The 12,023-nt window shown below is 34.6% G+C and carries 9 protein-coding genes and 1 pseudogene; 6 read left to right on the plus strand and 4 right to left on the minus strand.

All coding sequences use genetic code 11. The features are described from left to right. Positions 1-32: 32 nt before the first annotated feature. Complete coding sequence (locus tag Q0992_RS01990; RefSeq protein ID WP_299519829.1) at positions 33-3,734, minus strand: hypothetical protein; 3,702 nt, start codon at positions 3,732-3,734, stop codon at positions 33-35. A gap of 343 nt (positions 3,735-4,077) precedes the next feature. Between Q0992_RS01990 and Q0992_RS01995 the strand changes: the two genes are divergently transcribed. From Q0992_RS01995 to Q0992_RS02010, 4 genes are all read left to right on the plus strand, one after another. Next, positions 4,078-4,887, plus strand: coding sequence for a S24 family peptidase (locus Q0992_RS01995; protein WP_299519831.1), 810 nt, complete (start codon positions 4,078-4,080; stop codon positions 4,885-4,887). Between the two features lie 22 nt (positions 4,888-4,909). Continuing rightward, complete coding sequence (gene rnpA, locus Q0992_RS02000; protein ID WP_299519833.1) at positions 4,910-5,302, plus strand: ribonuclease P protein component; 393 nt, start codon at positions 4,910-4,912, stop codon at positions 5,300-5,302. After that, positions 5,283-6,917 (plus strand): S41 family peptidase, encoded by a 1,635-nt coding sequence (locus Q0992_RS02005; protein ID WP_299519835.1) that lies wholly within the window; start codon positions 5,283-5,285, stop codon positions 6,915-6,917. The genes rnpA and Q0992_RS02005 overlap by 20 nt, the downstream gene beginning before the upstream one ends. 65 nt (positions 6,918-6,982) lie before the next feature. Continuing rightward, positions 6,983-7,822, plus strand: a complete 840-nt coding sequence (locus Q0992_RS02010) for an OmpA family protein (protein ID WP_299519837.1) — start codon at positions 6,983-6,985, stop codon at positions 7,820-7,822. Here the strand turns inward: Q0992_RS02010 and Q0992_RS02015 are convergent. From Q0992_RS02015 to rpiB, 3 genes are read right to left on the minus strand one after another with little or no spacing between them, the layout of a single operon-like run. Continuing rightward, complete coding sequence (locus tag Q0992_RS02015; protein ID WP_299519839.1) at positions 7,819-8,262, minus strand: GNAT family N-acetyltransferase; 444 nt, start codon at positions 8,260-8,262, stop codon at positions 7,819-7,821. The genes Q0992_RS02010 and Q0992_RS02015 overlap by 4 nt on opposite strands. 8 nt (positions 8,263-8,270) lie before the next feature. Continuing rightward, the gene (locus Q0992_RS02020) at positions 8,271-9,185 is read right to left on the minus strand and encodes a cation diffusion facilitator family transporter (RefSeq protein ID WP_299519841.1); all 915 of its coding nucleotides are present in this window, start codon (positions 9,183-9,185) and stop codon (positions 8,271-8,273) included. A gap of 23 nt (positions 9,186-9,208) precedes the next feature. Continuing rightward, positions 9,209-9,643 carry a ribose 5-phosphate isomerase B gene (rpiB, locus tag Q0992_RS02025; RefSeq protein ID WP_299519843.1) on the minus strand — a complete coding sequence of 145 codons (435 nt, stop codon included), beginning with the start codon at positions 9,641-9,643 and terminating at the stop codon, positions 9,209-9,211. A gap of 540 nt (positions 9,644-10,183) precedes the next feature. On the opposite strand from rpiB, the gene Q0992_RS02030 reads away from it, so the two are divergent. Together Q0992_RS02030 and Q0992_RS02035 are read left to right on the plus strand one after the other, a co-directional pair. After that, positions 10,184-11,653 carry a T9SS type A sorting domain-containing protein gene (locus tag Q0992_RS02030; RefSeq protein ID WP_299519845.1) on the plus strand — a complete coding sequence of 490 codons (1,470 nt, stop codon included), beginning with the start codon at positions 10,184-10,186 and terminating at the stop codon, positions 11,651-11,653. A 123-nt stretch (positions 11,654-11,776) separates the two neighbouring features. Next, positions 11,777-12,023 (plus strand): annotated as a pseudogene (locus tag Q0992_RS02035) (hypothetical protein); the annotation flags it as partial.

The following is a 12,023-nucleotide window of genomic DNA, read 5'->3' on the forward strand; positions in this document are numbered from 1 at the left end:
AAAATAAGGTGTAAATATGGTACTTGTAGTTTCTATTGTACCGTTATGGGGTCGCTAACATAGTCAGAGCCTACGCCATCCGGGCCACCAATAAGATTAGTACTTGGCTTAATTGGATTAGTCCCTTCAGGATCACACTCTGTGTTACAAGGCAAGCCTTGGACATCTAGCCCTATACTATCTGCCTGTAAAATGGTCAATGCCGTTGGCAAGCGGGTTTCCCAAGTACCTTCCACTATTCCATCTACAGTTTGCATTTCCTCGGCTATAGATACGTAAAGGTCGTCGTCTTGGTCAACAACAAGACCTTGACCGTTCCAAGTCTCTCCAGTAGTCATATACCAGTTTACGGCATCTTCAAACCCTGGTCGTACAGGAACTACCGTACGTGCCATCCCAGACTGTAAGAAGGCCTGGAATAATGGATCTGCCACATCCTGAGATTGGAAGAGTCTTTCCCAGTCTCCTTGGTTGGCATAGAAATACGGATAGAACACATAGGCCATAATATCCCAATCAAAGGCTTGCTCAAAGAACTTCACCGTAGAGGCATGGGTTTGGAAAGCTTCCGTTTTTATAACCTTAGGGATCTCTGTAATCTCGTTAACTTCATAATTGTTTTTAGAAACTTTATTTTGGTCTATCAATAGCTCAATGGCTACACGCTTTAACTCCCTAAGCATAATGCTTTGGTTCTGCAATGGATTAAAGGTTAGCTTTTCTGCTTCAGGCGTTAAGCCTTCATTGGCTTCTTTTTCGCGGATAGCATCGTTATACTCTTGTACTCTGTCATAGTAGGCTTCCATGATAGCGTTATAAGTTTCGTTTTGCCATTGTTCAAAAGCTTCATCTTTCAAAGCACAAAAAGCAATAATATTAATAGATGTTGCATCTAAGTCATAACCATAAACAGAGAAGCTCAATTCTTCTTCAAATCTATATGCGTCTAAATCCACAAAAACATTAGGATTTAGTTTATCGTTAGTAGTAAAATGCACTTTCTCATCACCAATTACAGCGTAGGCTCTAGCGTGATTACTCCCCCCTTCGTGATCGACCATTAAATGTACCTCTGCGGACTTACAATAATAATTATCTGGAATAGAAATTGCTTCAAAAGTAACATCTTCACCAGGGTTTGAAGGAAAACTATAAGCAGCCCACTCTTGTGCTGCTGGTTTAATAGAATAACTCTTATTTACAACTCTGTCGTCTACCAAAGGAGCATTAACTTCAGCATTATATTTCGCGGCAATTTTTTGATAATCTTTTTCAGACCCATTATCTTCTAAGCCCAAAATACTTGGGTCTGTTAATCCTAATGTGATAGGATGTACTGGTAGTTCTGGTAAAATAACACCACTTTCTACTTGCCCAGTCGTATCTACTTCTTTCCAAACGACCTCTTGGAAAAACTTGGAAGGTTCTGGGATGGCAAACTCGTACATAAGGCGCTTGCCATAGTTAATCAGCGTATTCTTGTAAATCTTGTCCACCCAACGATAGACTCCCGTAACATGGTTTTCTCCTTTACGATTATCAAAACCATGTGAGTTGTTTTCTTCAAACTCTTTTAAGATACGAGACGTACGCTTGGTTTGTATTTTTTGTACAATACGTTCCATGGCGCGCTCAGTGACTTCTTGCGCATAGGTTTGTGCTTGAGAATTAGAATCTGAAGTAGAACTTGAAGAAGCGTTGTCAAAATAAGCGCCGGCACTAAAATTTAAACCAAATTTTTCTCCACCAACACTTACATTTCCTCCATAACTCTGCGATTGGTCTTCATTAAGCACTGAAGCGACCTCACTTTGCATTTCGTTGCGCTCGGTAGTTGTACTATCTGTTAGGTTTTCACGTTCGCGTTCGTCTGTTTGTTCTGTGGTGAACTCAGAACTCGTTAAGCTTCGTGTAGAGCGTTCCTTATACTCACGCGCCATGACGTTTTCTATATGAGATACTTCGCCAGGCACATAACAGCAGACCTCTTGTTCTACACGTCTAAAATCTGCAATACCTAAGTTAGTTACACCATACCTTTTCAAGTTTTCAGAAGGTGGTATTTCCACAATCGTCTCTTCTTCACAGGCAAAATTCAATGCTACATTACCCACTAAGTCTTTTATTCCTTCTACTGGTCCAATTCTAATTATTTCGGAAAAACTCAACGTTTCACCATTGCTTAAAATTATGGTTCCCGATAACATAGGTAAACCCGCTGTAGGTCCTTTTTCGATTGGAGAAATGTCTCTAAACAACCCTATTTTGTAGCTTGAACCTAAAAAGCTACTGAAATAATCAGAACTATTGTATACGGTGCTGTCATTAGAAAATGTAACGCTATGGTCAAGGCTAACTATGGATACTGGTTCACCATGATTCATAAAACCTAACTTGAAAGTCCAGTCTCTATTACTGGTTCCAGCATTAGGTCTGGCCGTCGCAACAAGTTTAACTGTGTAACACGCTTCATTTCCTATATCCTCAGGGTTAATGCCCAAGGGGGCCATATCGCGTATATCATCATTGTTTACACCACTATCAACAAGCTCTTTAACAAAAGCGTCTGTGTCACCAAAATTATTTAAAAACCCTACAAAAGGATCCTCAACGCGCATATTAATACCACCCTTGAGTATGGATTTACTTGTTTTTGGTAATAATTGCTCTACTTTACTATCACAAGCTTTAGAAAGTTGCTTTACCTCTTTTAAAATAGTATCGTAGGTAGGCAAGGTTTCTAATTTGTTATCTGTAAGATACTTACTGCTTACTACTGATAATGCTCCTTGCAGGGTGTGGGCATCAATTTCTACAGCCTTTGTATAGGTGAATTTAGGTAATGCATCGTGAGTAAATTTCTCTACCTGAATATAAGCTTGGGTTTCTACATTCCATTGGTCTACCAATCGTACCGTTCCTGTAGTATCTATAATGGTATCGACATCCTTTTGATGATTGTCTAAAGCTGTTTTATAGTTTGCTGTCTCCTGATTTTTATACGCTTTTTGAAGTGCCTTTAATTCTTCAGCTAGGTTTTTTAAAGCTAATTTGTCGTATTTGGCAGTTAATAAATCCCCTAATCGTTTTTGGTGTTCTGCGTTAGCGGACCTTGGCTTAGTATTTGTTGAGCTTTCACTGTAAGTTTCTAACAATAGCTCCTTTGATATCACAACACTTGCATTAGCACATCTTTTAAATTCTTTTTCCTGATCTTCTGTAAAGGTAATGACCTCTGTTAAGTCTTTTGAAAAATCATCAAAGTGTCCTAAAAAATTATCAGCGATTAGCATCTGTATTAAAGCTTCTCTGACATATACAGAATCTCTAGCCATTGTTTGGTAAATTAAATTATCCCAAACGTTTATTTCATCACCTTCTAATCCAGAAATAGTTGTTGAATCGTTTAGAGTTATATTGTCTAAGATTTCCGCATAGGAGAGTGCATTTTTATTTCGCATTAGCCAGGACGAAAAGTTGTAAAGATTCGGATTTATACCTTTTACGTCTTTTTTTGTTTTAAAAAGTAATGGTGAACCTGCAATACTATCTTTTGAATCTATTAATACTTGTTTTTTCTCTCCTTCTAGCGCAGCATTGAATGGCGGATAAAAAAGTCCACTCCCCTTATCGGGATGGTATATAAAACCTAATTGTTTGTCCTTTTCCTCTATAAGTTGAGGGTTCCGCAAGGTCACAAACCTAAAAAGGTTGTTTTTAATGTTTTGACTCATTTTAATTTTTTTAAAGTTTATACTAATTCTTAAGCTCCTTTTAGGAACTGTTATAATTTCGCTTTTCTAACAGCTTACCTTAATACAAAGCCTTAACAATCAAGGCATAAACTTTTCTGGGATTCCGTATAATGTTGGAACACCCTACCGTCAAATCATCTTTTTTGTATAAAATTGATTTTAAAATCTAGAAATTTAGACTGAAAACACCACAAATGTTTAACTTTAAAGTGTTTTTTGTATATTAGCAAATATTCTAGATTACAAATCTATAACATTTTACAAAATTAAACCAACAAAATTTTAATTTTTTTGTAAAAAGTTTATTTCAACTTTTTTAATTATGGAGGGTATCGACGAAAAAATCTCGGCAATCATTAATCATTTCCACCTCAACAATTTTTCGTTTTCAAAACGTATTGGTGTTACAGGAACTACCATTGATAGCATTGTTAATGGTCGACCTCAAAAAGATGGTACGCGAAAAAAAACAAAACCTGGTTACGATGTTCTAACCGCTATCATAGATACCTTTGACATTAATCCTGACTTTTTATTTGGTAAAAGTTCGATAATGCTAAAATCTGATGCCACAAACAACCCAACATATTCTGGAATGCCTCAGGTCATTGCAGTTAATGAAACTGGTGATGAAAATGTGGTTTATGTTCCTGTACAAGCAAGAGCGGGTTATTTAAATGGCTATGGCGATCCTGAATATATAGAATCGCTTCCTTCGTTTCATATGCCACACCTTACTAATGGTACATACCGTTGTTTTGAGGTTAAAGGCAACTCAATGGTTAGAACTTTTTTTGATGGTGATCTTGTTTTTGGTAAGTATGTAGAAGATTTAAGAGATGTTAAAGATGGGCGTGTTTATGTCATTGTGAGTAAAACAGAAGGAGTAGTGCTGAAGCGTGTTATAAACAGAATTAATGAACGTCAAAAGCTTATTTTAAAGAGCGATAACAAAGACGGCAACTATCCTACTTATACCATTAACGCTGAAGATATTGAAGAGCTATGGTATGTAACTATGTATGCTTCAAAACAAATGCCTGAACCTGTCGATATTTATGACCGCTTGCACGAACTGGAAAGTAAAATTGTGGATTTAGAGGGTACGCTTCAACGTAAAATGTTAAATTAATTGAGTCACCCATTATTAACTGATGTCTTTTAAGTACGGCAAAACAGATAAACTAAAAAGTAAAAAACGCATTGAGCAACTCTTTAATGACGGTAAAGCAATTACCGTTTATCCGTTAAGGCTTATTTATCTTCAAACAGAATTTAACGATGGTTCTATCCTAAAAACTGGGGTTTCAGTGAGTAAACGTCTCCATAAAACTGCTGTAGCTAGGAATAAAATAAAACGATTGCTAAGAGAGGCCTATAGACTTAATAAGCCCTTATACTTTAACAATAGTTCAACACCTTATGCGTTTATGATTTTATACCTTAGCAAAGATGGAACAACTTTTGAGGAACTTAACAACAAGATGAAATTGTTGTTTAAGAAATTCTTGGATAAAACTTCTAAAAATGAAAAAACTTCTCCATAAAAAAATAGTGATACCTGTTTTAGCGATTGCTGTCTTCTTTAGCACAACTGCTTTTAAAACTGATTTCTTCGAAATCGCTAAACAAATTGAGATTTTTACCACCTTGTTTAAAGAACTCAATATGAATTATGTCGACGACACCAATCCTGGAAACTTAATGGATACGGCCATTAAAAGCATGCTAAACGATTTAGATCCCTATACACAATTTTATAATGAACAAGATGTAGAAGCCTCTCGTATAAATAATGCTGGAGATTATACAGGTATTGGTGCTAAAGTATTGACTTTAAAAGATAAGTTAGTCATTGTAGAACCTTATAAGAATTATGCGGCGGATAAGGCTAGTTTAAAAGCTGGCGATGAAATTATAAAAGTAGACAACGTAATGGTGGCTGATTTTAAGGACGATGCGGCAAATCTCCTTCAAGGTGCCGCAGGTACTGAGGTAAACATTACTTACAAACGTCAAGGAAAAACCAATACTGCAAAAATTATAAGGGAGTCCTTAGAGATTAAGGCCGTTCCGCATTACTCTATGGTTGACGATAAAACGGGTTATATTGTTCTTAGAAAATTTAACGAAAAAGCTTCTGTAGAAACTTTGGGAGCTTTAAGAGCTTTAAAAAATCAAGGAGCAACTCAACTCATTTTGGATTTAAGAGGAAACCCTGGTGGTTTGCTAAATGAAGCCGTAAATGTGACTAATATTTTTGTTCCAAAAGATCAATTGGTAGTAACTACAAAATCTAAAGTAAAAAAATATAATAAAACCTATTACACCAAGCGAGATGCTATAGATACTGAAATACCTTTGGTCATATTAATCGATGGTCGAAGTGCTTCTGCTAGTGAAATTGTTTCAGGTGCTCTGCAGGATATGGACAGAGCTGTTGTTGTTGGTACCCGTAGTTTTGGCAAAGGTTTAGTACAAAGACCGAAGCCTCTGACTTATGGTACACAAATGAAAATTACAATATCACGGTATTATACACCTTCTGGTCGTTGTATTCAAGCTTTGGATTACTGGAATCGTGATGAGAATGGAAAAGCCACTCGAGTTAAAAAAGAAAACTATAATGCCTTTAAAACCAGAAATGGGCGACCAGTTTTTGATGGTGGAGGAGTACAACCAGATATAGAAGTTGCATCTTCTAAACAAACTCCGATTACAAAAGCAATTTTGAATGAAAATTTAGTGTTTAACTTTGCAACAGGTTATTATTATAACAACCAACTCGAGGACTTAAAAGGATTTGAGTTTTCAGAAACAGATTTTAAAGATTTTAAAGATTACCTAAAGACAACAGGTTTTAATTTTGAAACTAAAACCGAAAAAGCATTAACTGAGGCCATGGCAGTAGCTGTAGAAGAAGAATTGGATGGTGTTGTCAGTTCCCAATATCACAATTTATCTACCGCCATAGAGGCTTACAAATCTAATGCTATAGACGGTAATAAAGTGTTATTAAAGTCGTTATTAACAGACGAGATTATTAAACGGTATTTCTACAGTGAAGGTTTATATACCTACTATACGGCAAATAATCCTGAGATTAAAAAAGCGCTTAGCATTCTCAATAATCCGAGGCAGTATGCAAGTATTTTGAGATAAAAAATAAATTTATCCTATATTTATAATACTAGAATTTTTTAGAGTTATAAGAAAATTCAACAATAATGAAGTCCCTACTCATTGTCATATATCTAAGTTTTCAGCTAGCTTTTGCTCAAAAAGAAATAAAGCATCAGGTATATTTTTTGACCGATGAGTATCAAATTCCAGAGACTGAAGAAAGTCGACTTCTTTTGTTTTTATCAGAGATTGAAAATATGGATATTGAAAAGATTTCTATCTATGGTTTTTGTGACGATAGAGGTAGTGATTCCTATAATTTAGTGTTATCACAACAACGAGCAGACGCCATTAAAGAAGTCTTTTCTAATAATGAATTTGATGAGTCTGTAATTACCAATGTCGATGGAAAAGGTGAAATTCTTCTCAATGTAATCAACGATAATGATCTTTACAGAATACGAGGATTAAATCGTAAAGTAGAGATTATTGTGCAGCCTTATGACCCTCCTCGAGAAAAAGTAGAACAACCAAAAAAAGAAACTACTGAAGAACTACTTAGTGGCGAACTAAAAGAAGGTGATAAAATTCAACTAGAAAATATATTATTTCGTACGGGCTACAGTTATTTGACCAAACAGTCAAAAGCTAAATTAGATGGTATTGCTAAGATACTCGTTAAGCGTACAGATATTTTTTTTACTATTGAAGGGCATGTCTGTTGTACTTATGGGACACGAGATGCTATAGATCGAAAAACGAAAAAGCGAAATTTATCTTTAGCTAGAGCAAAAGCTGTTTATGATTATTTGGCTGATAAGGGTGTAAAGCGTTACCGTATGAAATTTGTTGGTCAAAAACGAAAATTTCCATTAGGTGGCGAACCGGAATTGGATAGGCGTGTCGAAATAGTGGTCACCCGAATCCTTAAACCCAGAAACTAGGATTTAATCATATTAATATGCGGAATACCGTCTTCAAGGTACTCCTCTCCTACTTCAATAAAACCGAGATTGTTGTAAAAGTTTTTTAAATAGGTCTGTGCAGAAATTCGAATTTCAGATTGATTGTAATAATCTTTTATAGCTTCTACAGAAGCATCCATAATATCATAACCGTACTTATGTTGACGTTCGTTTTCCTTTACCACTACCCTACCAATACTGGCTTCATTAAAATAATCACCAGGTTTAAAAATGCGCGTATAAGCCACAAGCCTATCATCTTTGTATCCTAAAACATGTAATGCTTTTTGGTCTTTACCATCAATATCCTGATAGACACAGTCTTGCTCAACAACAAAGACTTCGCTACGCAGTTGTAGAAAATCATAAAGCTCTGTAGTATTGAGTTCTTTAAATGTTTTTGTTACTATTTCTAGCATTTTGTTTTTTAATCTTGTACAATAACATCTTTAGCATCACACTTACCAAATTCTGGTTGAATATTGATATGGTTGATATCGTATTTTTGGAAAATCAATGCCTCGATGTCATTCAAAATAGCATCAAACTCAGATAGTGTGATGTCCTTATGAAAATCGATATGTGCTTCTAAATGAATTTCATCTTCATTAAGTTGCCATATATGCACATGGTGAACATTCTTAACAACTTCAATAGATTGTATATCTTCAACAATAGCTTTCACAGATGTAGATTCTGGAGTAAATAACATTAAAACTTTAAAAGAGTTCTTTAATAAATTCCAACCCATCACTACAAGGTAAATAGCAATAACAAATGTTAAAACACTATCAATCCACCATATTTGGTAAAATTTCATCAGCAAACCACCAACTAAAACAGCAACACTTGCCATCATATCCGTCAATAAATGTAAGTAGGCGCTTTTCATGTTCATATTATCTTCGGCATTTTTCTTAAGTAACAATACACTAAAACCATTACCTAAAATGGCAATAACTGATAACCAAATCACGAGATTTGACGAAATCTCTTGTGGATTGCGAAAGCGTTCTACAGCTTCAATAATTAGAAGTATAGCTATAATAATCAAGGTAGCTGCGTTGACGAAAGCTGCTAAAATCTCTGCACGTTTATAACCAAAAGTACGTTTTAAAGATGCCTTTTTTTTAACTAAACGATTAGCAATGAAGCTGATAATAAGCGATATCACGTCACTAAAATTATGTAGTGCATCGCTCAACAGTGCTAAACTACCCGATACTAATCCTCCAATAACCTGAGCAATGGTAATAGCAACATTAAGAAGTATAGATATAACTAAATTACGACCATGTAGGTCGTGATGACTTGAGTAGTTATGTGAGCGCGAATGACCCATTTTATGCCAATTTTAAATTGGTATCAGCATGATAAAGGAATTTTATCGACGCGTCGTTGGTGACGACCACCTTCAAAATCGGTATTTAAGAAGATGTCTACCATTTTTATGGCTTGTGGTATGGATGTAAAACGTGCTGGAATACAAATAATATTTGCATTATTGTGTTGTCTCGTTAATTCTGCGATTTCTCCAGTCCAACATACACCAGCTCTAACGTTTTGATATTTATTCGCCGTCATAGCCACACCATTGGCACTACCACAAATAAGAATACCACAATCTACTTTAGCATTATTAACATCAGTGGCTACAGGATGTACAAAGTCTGGATAATCCACGCTATCCAAAGTATCTGTACCATAATTGGTTATCTTATAGCCTTTAGCTTCTAAATGTTTAACAATAGCCTGTTTATATTCTGGACCAGCATGATCGTTACCAATAGATATAGTCATGTTAAGAAGTATTTGTTTTGCAATGCAAAATTACGAATAATTAAATCTGGTTGATAGTAGTATGAATGACATGTTAATAACTGTTTACAAGTTTTAAAAAGAAAAACTTGTAATGTTTTAATTTTTTTGAAAGCAGAATTGCTTTTAAATATCAAAATTTAATAATCACTTTTTTCAAGGAAGTTATTCATAGTCCTTATAGACGAAATTAACAGTAGTTGGTTATAAAATTATAAATCATTTCTATTAATATCAGTTATCAACAGTTGTTTACAATAATTTTACTTTTCTTATATATCAAGAGTTTACATGTAAATTTAATGTTAACTAAAGCGTAATAAACTGTAAAATTTAAATTTTCAAAACAATTTCTTAAAAAGTTATTTCAATTATTAACAGCCTATAATAAGCATTATTTATTTTTTAAAATTTTAAAAGAAAAATAATAATAGATGATATAGTTGTGGATAACTAAATGTTGATGACATTTTAAAAGTTTGTCGATTAGAAAATAAAAGCTAATTCTAATACATTTTTAAAATGAAACAAATTTACGTTTTATTAATCACGTGTTTTTTATTCTTTAATGTTAATGCGCAAACTCAAATAGGTGGTGATATTGATGGTGAGTCTACTATTGATCAATCTGGTTATGCCGTTAGCCTTTCTGCTAATGGTTCTATATTAGCTGTTGGAGCACCAGTAAACAGTGATAATGGAAGTGCTGCGGGTCATGTAAGAATTTTTCAAAATCAAAATGATAGTTGGATACAGCTTGGCACAGATATAGACGGTTTAGGTGCTAATGATTTTTTCGGTTTGTCTGTAAGCTTATCTGCTACTGGAAATAGAGTTGCTATAGGTGCACCAGAAAGTAACACAGGTAATACGGGATATGTGACGGTTTTAGACTTTGAAAATAATACGTGGGTTCAAGTAGGGAATATTATTCAAGGTGAAAATCCTGGAGATTTTTTTGGTTGGTCTGTAAGTTTATCTTCAGATGGTAATACATTAGTGGTTGGTGCTCCAGGCAATAGTGATAATGGAAGCTTTGCAGGCCATGTAAGAATATACGAATTTCAAAATGACAGCTGGGTACAAATAGTAGGTGATATTGACAGTGAGGCAATGGGTGATGAATTTGGAAGATCAACAGCTTTATCGGATAATGGTGAATTTTTAGCAGTTGGTGCCGTTACAAATGATGGTAATGGAATTGATTCAGGCCATGTAAGAATATATGAATTTCAAAATGGTAGTTGGGTACAAATAGGCCAGGATATCGATGGTGAAAACGCTGGTGACTGGTTTGGAAGATCAGTAAGCCTGTCAACTCAAGGTGATAGAATTGCAGTAGGAGGTATATTTAACAGTGATAACGGATTAAATTCTGGTCATGTAAGAATTTTTGAACTTCAAAATAATAGTTGGGTACAAATAGGAGCCGATATTGATGGTATAAGTGAAAATGAACAAACTGGCGTTTCAGTTGATTTATCAAGTGATGGAAATGTTGTAGTAATAAGTGCACCAGGAAATTCTACAAATGGTAATTTAAGCGGTCAAGTACGTATTTTTGAATATGTAAATAATAACTGGGAGCAAATAGGTATTCCAATTAATGGCGAAGGGGCTAATGATGAATTTGGATTTGCCTTAAGTTTATCTTCTAATTCACAGTATTTAGCCATTGGAGCTCCCGTGAATAGTGGTAATGGATTTGCTTCGGGTCACGTTAGGGTATACAACATATCTGCATTATTATCTGTCAAAGAAATAAACACTTCTAATTTTAAACTTTACCCCAACCCAACCAGAGACCAATTTACCATTCAAGTTGACAACCCATCAGAAATAATAGAAGTAAAGATTTTTAATGATCTTGGTCAGTTGGTATTAACTTCAAAAGAAACAACTGTTAACACGTCAAGATTAGTTCCAGGACTCTATATGATTGAAGTAGAAACTTCAGGGGGAAAAGTATTAAAGAAGTTGATTGTAGAATAAACCTCTTTAATACATAAACATTATTTATATGAGTCATAAAAAGAATTAATTATAATTTAATCAGATAATGTAGGAAAATCCCTTATTTACGTATAGTTTGCATAAACTATTAAAAACAGATTTATGAAAAAACTATACTTATTAGTCTTATTAACTCCCTTTTTATGTTTTTCTCAAACACAAATAGGTCAAGATATTGACGGTGAAAATGCTGAAGATTGGTCAGGTTTTGAAATAAGTTTATCCTCAAATGGAACTATTTTAGCTATTAATGCTACGCGTAATAATGACAATGGAAATAATTCAGGTCATGTACGAGTATATGAAAATCAGTCGGGAGTATGGACACAAATAGGGCAAGATATAGATG

Origin of the sequence: Winogradskyella sp. (genome assembly GCF_028289625.1) — a bacterium.
Classification (GTDB): Bacteria; Bacteroidota; Bacteroidia; order Flavobacteriales; family Flavobacteriaceae; genus Winogradskyella.

Excerpts from the sequence above, each read along its gene's own strand:
- Q0992_RS01990 (WP_299519829.1), bottom strand. The coding sequence starts at position 3,734 with ATGAGTCAAAACATTAAAAACAACCTTTTTAGGTTTGTGACCTTGCGG.
- Q0992_RS01995 (WP_299519831.1), top strand. The coding sequence starts at position 4,078 with ATGGAGGGTATCGACGAAAAAATCTCGGCAATCATTAATCATTTCCAC.
- rnpA (WP_299519833.1), top strand. The coding sequence starts at position 4,910 with ATGTCTTTTAAGTACGGCAAAACAGATAAACTAAAAAGTAAAAAACGC.
- Q0992_RS02005 (WP_299519835.1), top strand. The coding sequence starts at position 5,283 with ATGAAAAAACTTCTCCATAAAAAAATAGTGATACCTGTTTTAGCGATT.
- Q0992_RS02010 (WP_299519837.1), top strand. The coding sequence starts at position 6,983 with ATGAAGTCCCTACTCATTGTCATATATCTAAGTTTTCAGCTAGCTTTT.
- Q0992_RS02015 (WP_299519839.1), bottom strand. The coding sequence starts at position 8,262 with ATGCTAGAAATAGTAACAAAAACATTTAAAGAACTCAATACTACAGAG.
- Q0992_RS02020 (WP_299519841.1), bottom strand. The coding sequence starts at position 9,185 with ATGGGTCATTCGCGCTCACATAACTACTCAAGTCATCACGACCTACAT.
- rpiB (WP_299519843.1), bottom strand. The coding sequence starts at position 9,643 with ATGACTATATCTATTGGTAACGATCATGCTGGTCCAGAATATAAACAG.
- Q0992_RS02030 (WP_299519845.1), top strand. The coding sequence starts at position 10,184 with ATGAAACAAATTTACGTTTTATTAATCACGTGTTTTTTATTCTTTAAT.